Here is a 17483-nt window from a genome sequence, read left to right as displayed (position 1 = left end):
CCCCCGGCCGCTCCCCCGGCCGCCAGTCCGCCCGCCGCGCCGCCCGCGCCGCCGGCCACGGCCGACGACAGCGACAGCAGCGACGCCGCGGCGATCCACGGCCCGGCGCCGCGGCCGCCCTCGAAGCCGTGCCAGGCGGCGGCGAGCAGGGCGCGCAGCCGCCCGCGCGGGTCGCCGGGCGCGCCGGCCGCGGCGAGGTCGAGCAGGGCCGCCAGCGCCTCGGCGGCGGTGGGGCGGTCGGCGGGCTCGGCGGACAGGGCGGCGGCGACGAGCGGCCGCAGCTCCTCGGGGACGCCCTCGGTGTCGGGGCGGCCCGCGCGGGTGCGGGCGAGGAGGGTGCCGGAGTCGCCGGTGCCGAAGGGGCCGTGGCCGGTGGCGGCGTAGACGACCAGGCCGCCCCAGGCGAACACGTCGACGGCGGGGGTGGCGGGGCGGCCGTCGAGGCGTTCGGGCGCGACCCAGCCGGGGGTGCCGTAGAGCCCCTGCTCCTCACCGGTGTCATCGGTGGCGCGGGCGATGCCGAAGTCGAGCACCCGGGGGCCCTCGGGCGACAGGATGATGTTGGCCGGCTTGACGTCGCGGTGGGTGATCCCGGCGGCGTGCACGGCGGCGAGGGCTTCGGCGGTACCGGCGGCGAACGCGGTCAGCTCCGCCCCGGCCAGCACCCCGGCGGCGGCGACGTGCCGGCGCAGCGTGCGCCCGGTGACGAACGACGTGGCGAGCCACGGTTGCGGGGCGGCGGGGTCGGCGCCGAGGAACGCGGGGGCGCACTCGGCGTCGACGCGGCTCAGCAGTTCGGCCTCGCGGGCGAACTGCGCCCGGTAGGCCGGGTCGCCGGCGTACTTGGGGTGGATGACCTTGACCGCGACGTGGCCGCCGGAAGGGTCCAGGGCGCCGTAGACCGCGCCCATGCCGCCCGCGCCGATGCGTCCGACGACGGCGAACGGGCCGATGGCGAGGGGGTCGCCGGGGGCGAGGGGGGTGAATCCGGCGGGCAGCGGGGGCTGCGGGGCGGGCTGGGTCATCACGGGGTCCCTGGTCCGGGGGTGGGCGGGTGCGCCCGACGACTATGCCACGCCGCGCGCGGCCGCGGGCCGGGTGGCGGGGCGCGGTGCCGGGGCCGGGCGGGGGTTGACAACGGTCCGTCACGGGCGCATTCTTAACCTACAAGTTCTAAAACGAAGTGGTTATCAATGGAGGACCAGCTCAGCGCCGTCTTCGGCGCGCTCGCCGACCCGACCCGGCGCGCCATCCTGGCCCGGCTGGCCGAGGGCGACGCCAACGTGGCCGAACTCGCGGCGCCGTTCGCGATGTCCCAACCCGCGGTCTCCCGCCACCTCAAGGTGCTGGAGCGCGCGGGCCTGATCACCCGGACCCGCCGCGGCACCGCCCGCATCAACCACCTGGAGGCCGACCCGCTGCGCGACGCGACCGCCTGGCTCGCCCGCTACCGGGCGTACTGGGTGGAGAGCCACGAGCGCCTGGACGAGCTGCTCGCCGCCCTGCGCGCCGCACCGCCGGCCCCGGTGGACCCGGCCCTCCCGGCCGACCCGACAGACGCGACAGAAGCGCCCGACGCGGCCGGACCGCCCGAACCGACCGAACCACCCGCAGCGCCGGACACCGGCGCACCCTTGGAAGGGACCACGCCATGACCGCCGAGACCCGCATCACCGCCGAACCCGGCACCCCGTTCATCACCATCACCCGGGAGTTCGACGCGCCCCGCGAGCTGGTGTTCCGCGCCTACTCCGAGCCCGATCTGATCGCCCGGTGGCTCGGCCCGCGCGGCCTGAAGATGACCATCGACCACTTCGACGTGCGCGCCGGCGGCGGCTACCGCTACGTCCACACCGACGAGGACGGCAACGCCTACGCCTTCCACGGCGTGTTCCACGGGACCCCGTCGGTGGCGGACGGCATCGTGCAGACCTTCGAGTTCGAGGGCACGCCCGGCCACGCCTGCCTGGAGCGGATGACCTTCGAGGAGCGCGACGGCCGCACGGTCATCCACCAGCGCTCGGTCTTCGAGTCGGTGGCCGACCGCGACGGCATGGTGGAGACGGGGATGGAGTCCGGCGTCAACGACTCCATGGAGCGCCTGGACGAGGTGCTCGCCGACCTGGCGGCGCGGGGCTGACCCGCCCGCGCCCGGGCGCGCACGCGGCGGGCGGGGCGCGGCCCCGCCCGCCGCCGCCGCGCGGGTCAGGCGCGGAACGCCGCCCAGTGCTCGGCCATGCGCCGCCCCTGGCCGCGGGTGAAGCGGTCCATGCACGGGTCGTCGCTGTAGTTCATGAAGTTGGTGACCGGGTCGTCACCCGCCTGGTCGGCGCACGTGTCGCGGCCCTCGGGGCAGCCCGCCGCCTGCTCGGCCTCGGCCGGGGTGTCCCCCACGTAGTCGCCCGGCTTCTCGCACCCGTTCTGGAACGTGTGGTACAGCCCCAGCCAGTGCCCGGTCTCGTGCACGGCCGTGAAGCCGTGGTCGAACTTCTCCCGGCCGCCGCCGGGCACGGAGCGGTGGTCGACGACCACCCCGTCGGCGTCCGGGTGGTCGGCGTACTCCTGCGGGAACGTGGACGCGCCGAGCACCCCCTCGCCCAGGTCGGCCGTGTAGAGGTTCAGCGTCCCCGCGCCGCCCCGGCGCAGCCGCTCCTTCGCGGCGTCCTCGTGCGCGGAGAAGTCCGAGAACCACGCGTCGTCGACCGTGCGGGTGATGCGGGTGAGGCGGAACCGGATGCCGGTGTCGGCGCCCCCGTACCCGCCGCCGAACGCCGTGTTGAGGACGTCCACCTGCTCCTCGACCGTGGCGCGGGACAGGCGGCCGCTGCCGTCCTCGGCGGAGATCACGTGCACCACGACGGGGACCGTCGCCCGCTTGGCCGGGGCGGACTGGTGCACGGCGGCGTCGCGCAGCATCCGGTCGTACTCGGCGGCCTGCTCGGGGGTGAGCGTCCCGGAGCCGTCGCGGCCGGGCTCCGCCGGCCCGGTCAGGCGGGCGCGGGCGTCGGTCGGGGCGCACTCCGCGCGGTCCGCGCGGTCCGCCCCCTCGGCCGGGGCCTCCGGGGCGGCGGTCAGGACCAGACCGGCGAGCGCCAGCCCGCTGAGCAGCAGCCCGCCGACGGTGCCGGCCCTCCCGGAACACAGCGCTCTACGCGTCGAAGTCATACCTCCGGACGGTAACGACGCGTTCACGCACGGCGCCCGCCCGCCGGGCGCACCGGCCAAGTGTTTACCGGACCTTGCCGTCCCTTGGCGGCGCCCGCCGCCGGGCTCCGCGGGGCTAGCGGCCCCCGGTGGCCCAGCTGCGCAGCTTGGCGATGCGCTGCCGCAGCTGCTCCTCCGACGCCTGGGCGATCGGCGGCCCGCCGCAGGCGCGGCGCAGCTCGTTGTGGATGACCCCGTGCGGGGAGCCGGTGCGGTGGTGCCACGCGCCCACCAGGCCGTTGAGCTCGCGGCGCAGCTCCGCGATCACCTCGTGGGCGGGCCGCGCCTGCTCCTTGGGGGCCTTGAGCTCCCCCGCCCGCTGGTCGGCCTTGCGTTTGCGCAGCAGCTGGGTCACCTGGTCGGGTTCGAGCAGGCCGGGCAGGCCGAGGAAGTCCTCCTCCTCGGGCGACCCGGGCGCCCCGCCGCCGAACTCCGACCCGTCGTAGAGGGCGCGGTCGAACTCCGCCGACGCCTCCATGGTCTCGAACGGCAGCTCGTCGCCCGCGTCGGGGGTGTCGCGCTTGCGCCGGGCCTCGTCGATCAGGTCCTGCTCGGGCTCCGGCCCGCCCTCCTGGACCGGCCGGTCCAGGGCGTGGTCGCGCTCGCGCTCCATCTCGCCCGCGTACTCCAGCAGCGTGGGCACCGACGGCAGGAACACCGACGCGACCTCGCCGCGCCGGCGCACCCGCACGAAGCGGCCCACGGCCTGGGCGAAGAACAGCGCCGTGCTGGTGGAGGTGGCATAGACCCCGACCATCAGTCGGGGCACGTCGACGCCCTCGGACACCATGCGCACCGCGATCATCCACCGGTCGTCGGACTCGGCGAACTGCTTGATCTTCTTGCTGGCGGTGGGGTCGTCGGACAGCACCACGGTGGCGCCGCGCCCGGTGATCTGGCGCAGGATGCGCGCGTAGGCGCGGGCGTTCTCGTGGTCGGTGGCGATGACCAGGCCGCCCGCGTCGGGGGTGCTGTTGCGCACCTCGGTCAGCCGGCGGTCGGCGGCGGCCAGCACCTTGCGGATCCAGTCGCCCTTGGGGTCGAGCGCGGCCCGCCACGCCTGGGAGAGCGCGTCGGGGGTGAGGGGCTCGCCCAGGCGGGCGGCGAGTTCGTCGCCCGCCTTGGTGCGCCACCGCATCTCGCCCGAGTAGGCCATGAAGATGACCGGCCGCACCACGCCGTCGGCGAGCGCCGGCGCGTACCCGTAGCTGTAGTCCCAGGAGCAGCGGCGGATGCCCGCGTGGTCCTGGACGTAGTCGACGAACGGGATCGGGTTGACGTCGGAGCGGAACGGGGTGCCGGTCAGGGAGAGCCGCCGCGCCGCCGGGTCGAACGCCTCGCGCACGGCGTCGCCCCAGGACAGGGCGTCGCCCGCGTGGTGGACCTCGTCGAAGATGACCAGGGTGCGCCGGGCCTCGGTGCGGTTGCGGTGCAGCATCGGGTGGGCGGCCACCTGCGCGTAGGTGACGGCGGCGCCGATGTACTGCCGGCCGAGGGCTCCCTGCCCGTTCTTGAAGTCGGGGTCGAGGGCGATGCCGAACCGGGCGGCGGCCTCGGCCCACTGCTTCTTCAGGTGCTCGGTGGGGCAGACCACGGTGACGGCCCACACGACCCGGCGGGCCAGCAGCTCGCTGGCGAGCGTGAGCGCGAAGGTGGTCTTGCCGGCCCCCGGGGTGGCCACCGCGAGGAAGTCGCGCGGGTCCCGGCGGAAGTACTCCTCGAAGGCCTCGCGCTGCCAGGCGCGCAGGCCCTGGAGTCGTTCGGTCGTGCTGGTGTCGAGAAGCGTCATTCCGCCCATCCCCTGGTACTCACGCGGACGAGGGTATCCGGCCGCGGGCACCGCGGCGGCGGAACCGGGGCGGCGCGTTCGTCACGTTCGCCGCGCCGCACCGGGGCCCCGGCCGGCCGGCGGCCCGGGCCCCGGGCGGCGGGTCAACCGCCGCCCTGGACGTCCACGGCCCCGTCGTTGAAGGGCATGTAGGGGTCGATCCACGGGAAGACGACGTACCAGAGCAGGGCGGCCGCGCCCGCCAGCAGCGCGAGCGCGAGCACCAGCTTGACGAACCACGGGCCGGGCAGCAGGTTCCAGATCAGGCCGTACATGGGCGGATCAGACCCCCTGTCCGGCCGCGGCCTGGGTCTCGGGCGCCATGTCGGCGATGACGTCCGGCATGCCCTCCTCCTTGGGACGGGTCTCGGTCAGCTCCGCGTGGATGATCAGCCGGTGCGTGTTGTTGAGCTTGGGCGCACAGGTGGTGAGGGTCAGCAGGCGGCGCTGCGGGTCGTCGTTGTTCTCGGGGTCGAACGGGTCGGGGTCGACCACCTCGACCTGGTCGGGCGTGACCGTGACCTCGTCGACGACCTCGTAGGTGTAGAAGTTCTCGCGGTCCTCCAGGACGATGACGTCGCCGTTCTCCAGCAGGTCCAGGTCCCAGAAGATGCCGGGGGTGCGGTGCCCGGCGACGGCGTAGTTGCCGAGCCCGCCGGGGTCGGCGGCGTCGCCGCCGCTGACGTCGTCGTCGCCGTAGTGGCCGGGGCTGTACCGGATGTCCTCCTGGGTGACCCCGTTGACCACGACCCAGTCGAGATCGAGGTCGGGGATGTACATCCGGCTGTTGGCGGCGCCCGGCAGCGGCTCGGAGTCGGGCCTCTGCGCGGCCTGCGCCTCCCACTGCTCCTCAAGGCCCTGGGCGAGCTGGTCCTGCTCGCGGTCGGTCTCCATCTGCTTGCCGTAGATCTCGTAGACCGCGAAGAACAGCATCAGCACGCCGGCGGTGAACAGCAGTTCGCCGAACCCGCGGACGACGCCGCGCGCGACGTCGCCGCCGGTGCGGCGGTGCGGACCGGACCGGCCGCGCCGCCCCCGGCCGCCGCCCCGTCGGCGGCCCCCGCGGTGCGACCGCCGTTCGCTCGTGTAAACCATGTGACCTACCCGTGATCGCGCGGCCGGCCTCGGGATCGCGGGCACCGTGGAGCGGGGAGGGGCCGCGGACGCGGGCGTGGCTGCGCCAGGACGATTGACCTCGACGTACGGACTCGCTGGGGGGAGAGTCCGGCGGGGGCGCGCCGGCCGAGCACGGCCGGCGGGCCGGGAACCACCGGTCCGCCCCCTCGGAGACTACCGCGCCGCGCCGCCCCGCACAGCACCGGCGGGCGGCCGCACCGCCCGCTGCCACGGGGGAACGGCCGCGCCCGGGGCCGCGGCCCGCGGGGCGGGCGCGGCCCCGGGCGCGCGGGTGCCGGGACGGCGGCCGGTCAGGCCATCATCTCCTCGTAGATCTTCTTGCACTCCGGGCAGACCGGGAACTTCTTGGGGTCGCGGTTGGGCACCCACACCTTGCCGCACAGCGCGATGACCGGACTGCCGGTGACCGCGCTCTCGGTGATCTTGTCCTTCTGCACGTAGTGGGCGAACCGCTCGCGGTCGCCGTCGCCGTGCGAGATATCCGGATCATGCGAGATATCCGGTCGGGTATCGCTCTCCGGCGCCACCTTGTCGGTGACCCCGGCCGTGTTGGTCATCGCCATCGTGCCCTCACACCTCCTGCGTCTCCTCCCCACGGTAGCGGGCGCCGGAGGTGGTCAGTTCTGGCTCGGGTCGTCGGGGAAGGTCGACACCAGGGCGAGGTCGCCGCCCTGGCGGCGCAGCACCCGCGACCACAGCGACCCCGGGGCGGGCGTGAACACGTCGTCGGGCACGGCGGGCAGCACGTACCAGGCGCCCTCGTCGATCTCGGCGCCGAGCTGCCCCTCGCCCCACCCGGCGTAGCCGGCGAAGACGCGCAGCCGCCCCAGGCCGCCCGGGCCCGCCCGGGGCGGGGTCTCCAGGTCGACCAGGCCCAGCCCGGCGACGCCCGACCGGGCGTCGAGGCCCTCCAGCGGCCGCCACCCCGGCGGGGCGACGGCGCCGCCGGGCACGCCCAGGGCCAGCCCGGCGGCGGTGCTCACGGGGCCGCCCGCGAACATGACGGCGGGGTCGCTGGCGCACCCGCTCCACTCGGCGAGGACGTCGCCCACGGGCAGCCCGGAGGGCCGGTTGACGATGACGCCGATGGTGCCCTCGTCGGAGCCGTCGTCGATGACGAAGACGACGGTCCGCCGGAACTCCGGGTCGTCCAGGAGGGGGGTGGCCACGAGCAGGCACCCGGTCAGGCTCGAACGCTCCATGGGTCCACCTCTACCGCGCTCCGGGGTGCCGCGCCACCCCCGCACCGCGTTACGGGCGACCCTTACCAGCGGGGACGCCGCGGCGGCGGCGCGGCCCGGCCGGCTACTCGCCCTGCTCGCGCGCCGCGGCCTTGCGGACGGCGGACGCGACGTGCTGGGACAGTTCGGACTGGAAGACGCTCGGGATGATGTAGTGCGGGCCCAGTTCGTCGTCGGTGACGACGTCGGCGAGCGCCTGCGCGGCGGCGAGCATCATGTCGGAGTCGACGTGCCGGCTCTGCGCGTCGAGCAGGCCGCGGAACACCCCGGGGAACACCAGCACGTTGTTGATCTGGTTGGGGTAGTCGCTGCGGCCGGTGGCGACCACGGCGGCGTGCAGGTGGGCGACCTCGGGGTCGACCTCGGGGTCGGGGTTGGCCAGGGCGAAGATGATGGAGTCGTCGTTCATCTCGGCGATGTCCTCGCCGCTGAGGACGTTGGGCGCCGAGACGCCGATGAACACGTCGGCGCCGTTGACGGCGCCCCTGAGGTCGCCGCTGTAGCCCTCGGGGTTGGTGTTGGCGGCGATCCACTCCAGGTTGGCGTCGAGGTGCTCGCGGCCCTGGTGCACCGCGCCGTGGATGTCGCAGACGATGACGTGCTTGGCGCCGGCGTGCATGAGCAGCTTGAGGATCGCGGTTCCGGCGGCCCCCGCGCCGGACATCGCGATGCGGACCTCGCCGAGGTTCTTGCCGACGACGCGCAGGGCGTTCTTCAGGGCGGCGAGGACGACGATGGCGGTGCCGTGCTGGTCGTCGTGGAAGACCGGGATGTCGAGCAGTTCGCGCAGCCGCGCCTCGACCTCGAAGCAGCGGGGCGCGGAGATGTCCTCCAGGTTGATGCCGCCGAAGCCGGGGGCGAGGATCTGCACGGTCCGGACGATCTCGTCCACGTCCTGGGTGTCGAGCGCGATCGGCCAGGCGTCGATGTCGGCGAAGCGTTTGAACAGCGCCGCCTTGCCCTCCATGACCGGCATGGCGGCCTCGGGGCCGATGTTGCCCAGCCCCAGCACCGCCGACCCGTCGGTGACGACGGCGACGGAGTTGCGCTTGATGGTCAGCCGGCGCGCGTCCTCGCGGTTGGCGGCGATGGCCTGGGAGACGCGGGCGACGCCCGGCGTGTAGGCCATCGACAGCTCGTCGCGGTTGCGCAGCGGCACCTTCGACTTCATCTCGATCTTGCCGCCGAGGTGCATCAGGAAGGTGCGGTCGCTGACCTTGTGCACGGTGACGCCGTCGATGGCGCCCAGGGCGTCCACGATGGCCTGGGCGTGGTCGGTGTCGCGGGCCGCGCAGGTCACGTCGATGCGGATGCGCTCGTGGCCGGCCGAGGCGACGTCGAGCGCGGTGATGACGCCGCCGACGGCCTCGACGGCGTTGGTCAGGCTGCCGACAGCGCTGCCGTGTCCGTCGAGTTCCAGGCGAACCGTAATCGAATAGGAAACGCTGGGGAGGGTGGCCACGTGAAGCTCCTTGAATCGACGGATCTGTCTGCCGCGTTCGCCCGTGCGCCCGCACCGCTCGCGCGCCCGGCCGCGGGCCGCCGCGGAGCACGGCGGCGGTCGGGTTCCGGGCGGGGGTCGGGGGGCGGCGCCGTGGGGGTCGGCGCCTTCTCATGGTGCCATCGGCGCTGATCGTCCGCGGCACCTCGGCACCGCGAACCGGACATCGCGCATTGATCGTCCATCTTTTCGCACGGCCGGTCCGGTTGCCCGGCCGGGGGGTCCGACCCGGCCGATGACATCCGTCACATCAGCGCCGGCCGGCGGCCTCGGCGCGCTCGCGGGCGAGGCGTTCGACGACGTCGACGATGGTGGTCAGGGCGACGGCGGTCGAGTCGACGAGGAGGTGGTAGAGGCCGGGGGCGGCCGGATCCGTCCGGTAGAACCGGCGCACGTAGGCGGCGCGGGCGCGGTCGTTGTCGTCCAGGTCGCGCAGCGTGGGCGGGTGCCAGGCGGCGCCGGTGGTGTCGTCGCGCTCGCCGCGGTCGGGCGGGGCGTCCTCGCCGCCGGACCGGCGCAGCGCGGCGGCCTGCTCCAGCCGGCGTTCGCGGGGGCCGTCGAGGCGCACGTGCAGCGCGTGCGGCACGTCGGCGAGCACCACGGCGGCCGCCCGGCCCAGGACGACCCCGCCCCGCCCGCCGACCGCGCGGATCACGTGCTCGGTGTGCTCCACGAACTCGCGGTCGTAGAGCAGCCGTCCCTCGGGGCCGGTGGCGCCCACGTAGGCGGCCTCGACCCCGCTGAGGGAGGCGCCGGGCAGCCGGCAGGCGCCGGCCAGCAGCCGGTCCAGCCCGGTGGGGGCGCGGTCGTCGTGGTGCAGCGCCTCCTCGAGGGAGCAGCCGATGCCCTTGGCGACCGCGCCGGGGATGGCGCGGTCCACGAAGGGCACCCCCAGGCGGCGGGCGACGGCGGGGCCGACCCGGGCCCCGCCGGCCCCGTAGGTCGCGGAGATCGTCACCACGTGGGTCATCGGGACCGCCCCCTGGGTCGCGGGTACGCGTGTGTCCTGTGGTACCCGCGAACGGCCCCGGATCACCCGGTCGGACCGGCCGGGGGCGGCCTAGAACAGCGCCGCGGTGAGGGAGCGGCGGGCCTTGCCGACCCGGGGGTCGCCGGCGGGCAGCACCTCGAACAGCAGCAGCAGGTGCCGGCGCGCGGCGTCGCGGTCGTCGCCGGAGGTGCGGCGGACGGTGGCGATCATCCGGTCGAAGGCGTCCTCGAACTTGCCGCCGTACATGTCGATGTCGGCGACGCGCGCCTGCGCCTCGACGTCGTCGGGGCGGTCGGCGGCGGCCTGGCGGGTGGCCGCGGCGTCGAGTTCGCGGACCCGGCCGAGGAGGCGCACCTGGGCCAGCTTCAGCTTGGCCGCCTCGTTCTTGGGGTCGGCCTCGGCTGCCTTGGCGTAGACGGCCTCGGCGGCCGCGATGTCGCCGCGCTGGAGGGCCTCCTGGGCCTCCAGGTCGGCCGGGTCGGCGGCGCCGTCGGGGCCGGCCTGCGCGGCGGCGTCCTGCTCGGGGCCGAGCCCCGCGTAGTCCTGCGGCAGCACGCCCTGCTGGCGCAGGCCGTCGAAGACCTGGGAGAGCCAGTCGCGCAGCTGCTCGCGGGTGGCGGGCCCGGCCGGGCCGGGCACGACCTGGCCGCCGATGACCATGGCGACCATGGGGACGCCCGGCACGCGCAGCGCCTGGGCGAGGGCGGGGCTGGCCTGGACGTCGATCTTGGCGACGCCCCACTGCCCGCCGGCCTCGATCGCCAGCCCGTCGAGGGCCTGCTCGACCTGGGCCGACTGCTCGGAGCGGGCCTGGAGGACGGCGAGCACCACGGGGGCGCTCATCGAGGCCTCCAGCACCTCCTGCTGGAAGTTCTGCTCGTTGACGTCGATGGCGTACGGATTGGCGGTGCCGGAGGACTCCTCGGCCTGCCGCTTGGCCTCGCGTTCCAAGGCCGCCTTGCGAGCTCCGAGGTCGACCGCGCTCTGCATGGAGTAGTCCGAAGGCTGCATGCCTCCATCCTGCCGCATGCCGGAGGGCTCCGGGGAGCGCTCCCCGGGGTCGGCGCGGGCGGCCGCGGACCGGCGGACGCGCCGGTCGCGCGGGCGCCCGCGCGGCCGACCGCGGTCAGAAGCGGGGGTCCTCGGTGTAGGTGCCGAACTCGCGCCCCATGGTGCCGCAGATCTCGCCGAGGGTGGCTTCGGCGCGGGCGGCGTCGAGGATCACCGGGATGAGGTTGGGCCGGGCGGGGTCGCGGACGGCCGCCAGCAGCCGCTCCAGCGCGGTGTCGACGGCGGCCTGGTCGCGGCGGGCCCGGCGGTCGGCCAGCGCGCGCCGCTGCTCGCGCTCGACCTCGTGGCTGATGCGCAGGATCTCCAGTTCGCCGGAGACGGTGGCGGTGTGCCGGTTGACGCCGACGATGCGCTTCTCGTCCTTCTCCAGCGCCTGCTGGTAGCGGAACGCGGACTCGGCGATCTCGGAGCTGAACCAGCCGCTCTCGATGCCCGCCAGGATGCCGGAGGTCATCGGGCCGATCGGGTGGCCGGCGGTGTCGCCGCCGCCCATGGCCCGGATGCGGGCGAAGGTGCGCTCGGCCTCGGCCTCGATGCGGTCGGTCAGGGCCTCGACGTAGTAGGAGCCGCCGAGGGGGTCGGCGACGTTGCCCACCCCGGTCTCCTCCATGAGCACCTGCTGGGTGCGCAGGGCGATCTCGGCGGACTGCTCGGTGGGCAGCGCCAGGGTCTCGTCGAGGGCGTTGGTGTGCAGCGAGTTGGTGCCGCCCAGGACGGCCGACAGCGCCTCGACGGCGGTGCGCACGACGTTGTTGTAGGGCTGCTGGGCGGTGAGGGAGACCCCGGCGGTCTGGGTGTGGAAGCGCAGCCACTGCGCCTTGGCGGTGGTGGCGCCGTAGGTGTCGCGCATCCAGCGGGCCCAGATGCGGCGGGCCGCGCGGAACTTGGCGATCTCCTCGAAGAAGTCGATGTGGGCGTCGAAGAAGAACGACAGGCCGGGCGCGAACGCGTCGACGTCGAGTCCGCGCGACAGCCCCAGCTCGACGTAGCCGAACCCGTCGGCGAGGGTGAACGCCAGCTCCTGCGCCGCCGTGGCCCCGGCCTCGCGGATGTGGTAGCCCGACACCGACAGCGGCTTGAACGCGGGGATCTCGGCGGCGCAGTACTCCATCAGGTCGCCGATGAGCCGCAGGTGCGGCTCGGGCGGGTACAGCCACTCCTTCTGGGCGATGTACTCCTTGAAGATGTCGGTCTGCAGGGTGCCGTTGAGGGTGGCGGTGTCGACGCCCTGGCGCTCGGCGGCGGCGAGGTACATGCAGAAGACGGGGATGGCCGGCCCGCTGATGGTCATGGAGGTGGTGGTGTCGCCGAGGGGGATGCCCTCGAAGAGGACGTCCATGTCGGCGGCGGAGTCGATGGCGACCCCGCAGTGGCCGACCTCGCCCAGGGCGTGCGGGTCGTCGGAGTCGTAGCCCATGAGGGTGGGCATGTCGAAGGCCACCGACAGCCCGCCGCCCCCGGAGGCGAGGATCATCTTGTACCGCTCGTTGGTCTGCACCGCGTTGCCGAACCCGGCGAACTGCCGGATGGTCCAGGTGCGGCCCCGGTAGCCGGTGGGGTGCAGGCCGCGGGTGAAGGGGAACTCGCCGGGCCAACCGATGCGCTCGAAGCCCGGCTGCCCGGTGCCCGGCGGCGGCCCGTAGACCGGGTCGACCGGCTCTCCGGAGAGCGTGGTGAAGTCGGCGTCGCGGGTGCGCGCGGCGTCGTAGCGCGCCTGCCAGCGGGCGCGCCCCGCCTCGATGTCCTCAGCGTTGGCCATACACGGATAGTAGGACTTCCAACTAGTTTTGCCCAGTGCCGTCCACAGTGCCGCCCCACAGCGCCGCTTCACAGTGCCGTCCGACCGCGCCGCCCCCGGGGCGCGGCGGCGGCCCCGGTCAGCGGGGCGCGGGGCCGTCCTCGGCCGGACGGGGCCCGGGGTCGGGGAAGTCGCCGAAGTCGACGCGCAGCCGGGTGAGCCGGGCGTGGATGTCCCACAGCTCGTCGCCGTCGTAGCAGCCCAGGCCGAAGTCCATGGCGGTGAGGTCGCGGGTGGCGTCCTCGACGACCTCGCGGCCGGCGTCGGTGATCTCGGCGAGGGTGCCCCGGCCGTCGCTCGGGTTGGGCCGGCGGCGGACCAGCCCCTGCCGCTCCAGCCGGTCGATGGTGTTGGTGACGCTCGTGGGGTGCACCATCAGGCGCTCGCCGATCTTGCCGAGCGGCAGCGCCCCGGTGGAGCTGAACGTGAGCAGCACCAGGGCCTCGTACCGGGCGAACGTCAGCTCGTACGGCTTGAGGGCGCCGTCGAGCTGCCCGATGAGGATCTGCTGCGCCCGCATGATCGAGGTGACCGCGACCATGGCGGAGGAGGGACCCCAGCGCCGGGTCCAGTTCTCGTGCGCACGCTCGATCGGGTCGAAGGCGAGGTTCAGCGGGTTTCCCACGGCGCCACTCTAGCGACCTCCGGGCGGCTAGCAGGCACGGGCGGGACGGTCAACGGCCGCCCCTGGCCGACCTCGGCCACGGTGCGCGGCGGCCCACTGGTCCGGTCCGCCACCTCCGCCGGACCGGGCGCCGCGGTGACGGCGCGGGCACGGAGCGGCACCCCGACCGGGAATTTTGCAGCGGGGCATTGACCCTCCCAGAAACTAATAGTTAAGTTTCCTAAAAATTCGCTTCCCCGGTGGGGCCCGGCCCGGGCGCCGCCCGGACCCCGCCGACCCGCCCCGCGCCGGGCCGGCGGACCGGCCCCCGCCGGGACCCGCCCGCGCGGGCCGGCCACCCGGCCGCCCGCACCCCGAACCCGCCGACCGATCCGCTCCCGCAGCAGACGGCCCGCCGCCCCGGACCCGTCACGTTCCGTCCGCCCCCGGCCCCACCGGGTGGCGGCGCCATCCCCCCGCTCCCCCGTAGGAGACGAACGAACGTGAGAACCCTCCTCCCCCGAGGCTGGATCGCCGCGATCGCCGCCGCGGTCCTCGCCGCCCCCGTCGCCCTCGCCCCCGCCCCCGCTGCGGCCGCCCCCGCCGGGGTCACGGTCGTCTACACCGAGGGCGCCCGCTGGGAGACCGGCTACAGCGGCCAGTTCACCATCGACAACGACTCCGGTACCGCCCTGAGCAACTGGACGATCCGGTTCACCCTGCCCGGCGGCGCCCAGGTCACCAGCCTGTGGAACGCCACCATGGCCCGCTCCGGCTCCGACTACACGCTCACCCCGCCGAGCTGGGGCGCCTCCGTCCCCGCGGGCGGCACCTACACCATCGGGTTCAACGGCACCTACGCCGGCGGCGCGACCGCCCCGACCGCCTGCACCCTCGACGGCGCGCCCTGCTCCGGCCAGTCCGGCGAGGACGACACCGAGGCCCCCTCCGCCCCGACCGGCCTGCGCGTCGGCGCGGCCACGTCCACCAGCCTCACCCTGGACTGGACCCGCTCCGGCGACAACGTGGGCGTCGCCGGGTACGAGGTCCTGCGCGGCGACGAGCTGGTGCGCACCGTGGTGGGCGACACCCCCTCGGCCACGGTCGGCGGCCTCACCCCCGCCACCGACTACACCTTCACCGTCCGCGCCTTCGACGCCGCCGGCAACCGGTCGCCCGCCAGCACAGCGGTGACCGGCCGCACCGCCGAGGGCGGGGGCGGCGAGCCGCCGGCCGGCGAGCGCCGCGTCGGCTACTTCACCCAGTGGGGCATCTACCAGCGCGGCTACCTGGTGAACGACATCGCCACCAGCGGCACCGCCGAAAAGCTCACGCACATCAACTACGCGTTCGCCAACATCAACGCCAACGGGCAGTGCTTCCAGGCCAACCAGGCCGGCCAGGGCGACGCCTGGGCCGACTACGGCCGGTCGTTCGGCGCCGGCGAGAGCGTCGACGGCGTGGGCGACACCTGGGACCAGGACCTGCGCGGCAACTTCAACCAGCTCCGCGAGCTGAAGGAGGAGTACCCGCACCTGAAGGTCAACCTGTCCATCGGCGGGTGGACCTGGTCGCGCTACCTCTCCGACGCGGTGCGCACCGACGCCTCGCGCCGGCGCATGGTCAGCTCGTGCATCGACATGTTCCTCCGCGGCAACCTGCCCGTCTTCGACGGCGCGGGCGGACCCGGGTCCGGCTACGGCGTCTTCGACGGCATCGACCTGGACTGGGAGTGGCCCGCCTCCGAGGGGCACCCGGACAACATCGTGCGCCCCGAGGACCGCGAGAACTACACCGCGCTGGTCCAGGAGTTCCGCACCCAGCTGGACGCGCTCGGCGCCGAGACCGGCCGCGACTTCGAGCTGACCTCGTTCATGCCCGCCGACCCGCGCAAGATCGACGCCGGGTTCGAGGTCCCCGAGATCATGCCCGACTTCGACTTCATCACCGTGCAGGGCTACGACTTCCACGGCGGCTGGGAGACCACCACCAACCACCAGTCCAACCTCGTGCTCGCCGCCGGCGACCCCGGCCCCGACCACTACAGCGCCGAGATCACCGTGGACGCCTGGATCGACCGCGGCGCCCCGGCGGACAAGATCGTGCTGGGCGTGCCGTTCTACGGGCGCGGCTGGACCGGCGTACCCGCCGGGCCCCGCGGCGACGGCCTCTTCCAGCGGGCCACCGGCCCGGCGCCGGGGCCCTACGAGGCCGGCATCGACGACTGGAAGAACCTCACCCGGCTCTCCGGGTACACGCTGCACCGCGACGACGCGGCCGGCACCGCCTGGCTCTACAACGGCACCACGTTCTGGACCTACGACGACGAGGTGTCGATGCGGCAGAAGGCCGACTGGTCGCAGCAGCGCGACCTGGGCGGCGTGATGATCTGGTCCCTGGACGGCGACGACGACCAGGGCAGCCTGATGACCGCTCTCGACGGGGCGCTCGCCCCCTGACCGACCGGCCGGGGCGGGCGGTGCCGCCCGCCCCGGCCCCCCACCCGACCCGATCCGCCCCCACCGACCCGACGACCGGCCACCGCCCTACGCACAACGGAGACGCCCGCACATGCGCATCCCCCGCTTCCGCCCCGGCCTCGCGGCCGCGCTCGGCGCCCTGCTCGTCCTGCCCCTCGCCGCGGTGCCCGCGGCCGCCGACCACCGCGGCCCCGGCCATGGGAACGGCCACGGCGGCGACGTCCCCTACCGCCAGGTCGGCTACTTCACCCAGTGGGGCCCCGAGGACCGCGGGTTCACCGTCAAGGACCTCGCCGACAGCGGCACGGCCGAGCGCCTCACCCACCTCAACTACGCGTTCGGCAACCTCGACGAGGACGGCGAGTGCTTCATGACCGACGAGGAGGGCCGGGGCGACGCCTACGCCGACTACGGGCGGCCCTACCGCGGCTCCGAGAGCGTCGACGGGCGCGGCGACCGCCGCGGGCAGCCGCTGCGCGGCAACTTCAACCAGCTCCGCGAGCTCAAGCGCGAGAACCCGGACCTCAAGGTGTACATCGCGCTCGGCGGGTGGGCGTGGTCGGACAACTTCTCCACCGCCGCCCTGCCGGAGAACCGCGAGCGCGCCGTGGAGTCGTGCATCGACCTGTTCCTCCGGGGCGACCTGCCGCGGCTCAACGGGGCCGGCGGCCGGGGCGCCGCGAAGGGCCTGTTCGACGGCATCGACCTCGACTGGGAGTGGCCGGCCACCGAGGGCGAGCCGGGCAACGTCATCCGCCCCGAGGACCGGGAGAACTACACCGGCCTGGTCGCGGAGTTCCGCCGCCAGCTCGACGAGCTGGGCGAGGAGCGCGGCCGCCACTACGGGCTGACCGCGTTCGTGCCCGCGTCGACCGCGGCGATCGACGCCGGCTACGAGATCCCCGAGCTGATGCCGAACTTCGACTTCGTCAACGTGCAGGGCTACGACCTGGCCGGCGCCTGGGACCCGGCGACGGGGCTGCAGTCCAACCTGCGCGCCCCCGACCGCCCCGGGGCGCCCGAGCGCAGCGTCGAGACGGTCGTCCAGGCGTACGTGGACCGCGGCGCCGACCCCGCCGACCTGGTGCTGGGGGTGCCGTTCTACGGCCGCGGCTGGACCGGTGTGGAGCCGGGCGCGGGCGGTGACGGGCTCTACGCCCCGGCCACCGGGGCCGCGCCGGGCGAGTACGAGGCGGGCTACAACGACTACCGGGTGATCTCCCGGTTCGAGGGCTTCGAGGTGTACCGCGACGAGGAGGCGGGCGCCGCCTGGCTCTACAACGGCGAGGAGTTCTGGACGTTCGACGACCCGGCGGTGATCGCGGGCAAGGCCGAGTGGGCGCGCGAGAACGGGCTGGGCGGGGTCATGGCGTGGTCGCTGGACGGCGACGACGCCGAGGGCTCCCTCTACGACGCGATCGACGGCGAACTCAACGGCGCGGACGGCGACCACGACCACGGGCACGGGCACGGGCCGGGGCACGGCCACGGGCGGCCCGGCCGGGGCTGACCCGGGGCCGGGGTCCGGCGGCCGCACGGCCGGACCCGGTACGGCAGACCAGGACCGGGGTGACGCTCCCCTCCCCACTCCGGTCCTCATCGCGGCGGCGGCCCGGTGCGGCGGGCCG

16 protein-coding genes are annotated in these 17483 nt (G+C 74.7%); 4 read left to right on the top strand and 12 right to left on the bottom strand.

The features are described 5' to 3' along the window. The coding region (locus tag NT8_RS20095; RefSeq protein WP_245646253.1) for a serine/threonine-protein kinase at positions 1-1025 on the bottom strand (1025 nt) is incomplete at its 3' end. Between the two features lie 168 nt (positions 1026-1193). Here NT8_RS20095 and NT8_RS20090 point away from each other — a divergent pair. Together NT8_RS20090 and NT8_RS20085 are read left to right on the top strand one after the other, a co-directional pair. Continuing rightward, on the top strand, positions 1194-1655 hold the full coding sequence (locus tag NT8_RS20090; RefSeq protein WP_084469120.1) for an ArsR/SmtB family transcription factor: 462 nt from the start codon (positions 1194-1196) through the stop codon (positions 1653-1655). Continuing rightward, entirely contained in the window at positions 1652-2140 is a 489-nt protein-coding gene (locus NT8_RS20085; RefSeq protein ID WP_067971895.1) for an SRPBCC family protein, read from the top strand. Before NT8_RS20090 ends, NT8_RS20085 begins: the two co-directional genes overlap by 4 nt. Before the next feature lie 65 nt (positions 2141-2205). Here the strand turns inward: NT8_RS20085 and NT8_RS20080 are convergent, their stop codons facing one another. The 11 genes from NT8_RS20080 to NT8_RS20035 all read right to left on the bottom strand — a co-directional run bounded on the left by NT8_RS20080 (position 2206) and on the right by NT8_RS20035 (position 13396). Further along, on the bottom strand, positions 2206-3165 hold the full coding sequence (locus NT8_RS20080) for a zinc metalloprotease (protein ID WP_067971892.1): 960 nt from the start codon (positions 3163-3165) through the stop codon (positions 2206-2208). Between the two features lie 115 nt (positions 3166-3280). Continuing rightward, positions 3281-4993 carry a DEAD/DEAH box helicase gene (locus tag NT8_RS20075; protein WP_067971889.1) on the bottom strand — a complete coding sequence of 571 codons (1713 nt, stop codon included), beginning with the start codon at positions 4991-4993 and terminating at the stop codon, positions 3281-3283. 143 nt (positions 4994-5136) lie between these two features. Beyond that, the gene (locus NT8_RS29985) at positions 5137-5307 is read right to left on the bottom strand and encodes a hypothetical protein (protein ID WP_169805235.1); all 171 of its coding nucleotides are present in this window, start codon (positions 5305-5307) and stop codon (positions 5137-5139) included. 7 nt (positions 5308-5314) lie between these two features. Then, on the bottom strand, positions 5315-6127 hold the full coding sequence (locus tag NT8_RS20070; RefSeq protein ID WP_067971886.1) for a class E sortase: 813 nt from the start codon (positions 6125-6127) through the stop codon (positions 5315-5317). A gap of 332 nt (positions 6128-6459) precedes the next feature. Continuing rightward, positions 6460-6732 carry a DUF3039 domain-containing protein gene (locus NT8_RS20065; RefSeq protein ID WP_067971883.1) on the bottom strand — a complete coding sequence of 91 codons (273 nt, stop codon included), beginning with the start codon at positions 6730-6732 and terminating at the stop codon, positions 6460-6462. A gap of 54 nt (positions 6733-6786) precedes the next feature. Next, a complete protein-coding gene (locus tag NT8_RS20060) occupies positions 6787-7371 on the bottom strand; it encodes a YqgE/AlgH family protein (protein ID WP_067971880.1) in 585 nt (194 codons plus the stop codon). Positions 7372-7474: 103 nt separating this feature from the next. Further along, on the bottom strand, positions 7475-8872 hold the full coding sequence (locus NT8_RS20055; protein WP_067971877.1) for an NAD-dependent malic enzyme: 1398 nt from the start codon (positions 8870-8872) through the stop codon (positions 7475-7477). 289 nt (positions 8873-9161) lie between these two features. Continuing rightward, the gene (locus NT8_RS20050; protein WP_067971874.1) at positions 9162-9881 is read right to left on the bottom strand and encodes a cytidylate kinase-like family protein; all 720 of its coding nucleotides are present in this window, start codon (positions 9879-9881) and stop codon (positions 9162-9164) included. A 90-nt stretch (positions 9882-9971) separates the two neighbouring features. Then, the gene (locus tag NT8_RS20045; protein ID WP_067971872.1) at positions 9972-10913 is read right to left on the bottom strand and encodes a tetratricopeptide repeat protein; all 942 of its coding nucleotides are present in this window, start codon (positions 10911-10913) and stop codon (positions 9972-9974) included. 115 nt (positions 10914-11028) lie between these two features. After that, entirely contained in the window at positions 11029-12732 is a 1704-nt protein-coding gene (locus NT8_RS20040) for an acyl-CoA mutase large subunit family protein (protein ID WP_067971869.1), read from the bottom strand. A gap of 118 nt (positions 12733-12850) precedes the next feature. Then, positions 12851-13396 (bottom strand): MarR family winged helix-turn-helix transcriptional regulator, encoded by a 546-nt coding sequence (locus tag NT8_RS20035; RefSeq protein WP_174549607.1) that lies wholly within the window; start codon positions 13394-13396, stop codon positions 12851-12853. A gap of 482 nt (positions 13397-13878) precedes the next feature. Here NT8_RS20035 and NT8_RS20030 point away from each other — a divergent pair, with 482 nt between their 5' ends. Then, positions 13879-15834, top strand: a complete 1956-nt coding sequence (locus NT8_RS20030; protein ID WP_067971866.1) for a glycoside hydrolase family 18 chitinase — start codon at positions 13879-13881, stop codon at positions 15832-15834. 112 nt (positions 15835-15946) lie between these two features. Beyond that, positions 15947-17365, top strand: coding sequence for a glycoside hydrolase family 18 protein (locus tag NT8_RS20025; protein WP_067971864.1), 1419 nt, complete (start codon positions 15947-15949; stop codon positions 17363-17365). Positions 17366-17483 lie beyond the last annotated feature (118 nt).

This window comes from Nocardiopsis trehalosi NBRC 14201, from assembly GCF_001552555.1.
Taxonomy (GTDB): domain Bacteria; phylum Actinomycetota; class Actinomycetes; order Streptosporangiales; family Streptosporangiaceae; genus Nocardiopsis_B; species Nocardiopsis_B trehalosi.
Note: the sequence above shows the minus strand (reverse complement) of the source record. Positions and strands in the feature narration are given on the sequence as shown.

Excerpts from the sequence above, each read along its gene's own strand:
- NT8_RS20090 (WP_084469120.1), top strand. The coding sequence starts at position 1,194 with ATGGAGGACCAGCTCAGCGCCGTCTTCGGCGCGCTCGCCGACCCGACC.
- NT8_RS20085 (WP_067971895.1), top strand. The coding sequence starts at position 1,652 with ATGACCGCCGAGACCCGCATCACCGCCGAACCCGGCACCCCGTTCATC.
- NT8_RS20080 (WP_067971892.1), bottom strand. The coding sequence starts at position 3,165 with ATGACTTCGACGCGTAGAGCGCTGTGTTCCGGGAGGGCCGGCACCGTC.
- NT8_RS20075 (WP_067971889.1), bottom strand. The coding sequence starts at position 4,993 with ATGACGCTTCTCGACACCAGCACGACCGAACGACTCCAGGGCCTGCGC.
- NT8_RS29985 (WP_169805235.1), bottom strand. The coding sequence starts at position 5,307 with ATGTACGGCCTGATCTGGAACCTGCTGCCCGGCCCGTGGTTCGTCAAG.
- NT8_RS20070 (WP_067971886.1), bottom strand. The coding sequence starts at position 6,127 with ATGGTTTACACGAGCGAACGGCGGTCGCACCGCGGGGGCCGCCGACGG.
- NT8_RS20065 (WP_067971883.1), bottom strand. The coding sequence starts at position 6,732 with ATGGCGATGACCAACACGGCCGGGGTCACCGACAAGGTGGCGCCGGAG.
- NT8_RS20060 (WP_067971880.1), bottom strand. The coding sequence starts at position 7,371 with ATGGAGCGTTCGAGCCTGACCGGGTGCCTGCTCGTGGCCACCCCCCTC.
- NT8_RS20050 (WP_067971874.1), bottom strand. The coding sequence starts at position 9,881 with ATGACCCACGTGGTGACGATCTCCGCGACCTACGGGGCCGGCGGGGCC.
- NT8_RS20045 (WP_067971872.1), bottom strand. The coding sequence starts at position 10,913 with ATGCAGCCTTCGGACTACTCCATGCAGAGCGCGGTCGACCTCGGAGCT.
- NT8_RS20040 (WP_067971869.1), bottom strand. The coding sequence starts at position 12,732 with ATGGCCAACGCTGAGGACATCGAGGCGGGGCGCGCCCGCTGGCAGGCG.
- NT8_RS20025 (WP_067971864.1), top strand. The coding sequence starts at position 15,947 with ATGCGCATCCCCCGCTTCCGCCCCGGCCTCGCGGCCGCGCTCGGCGCC.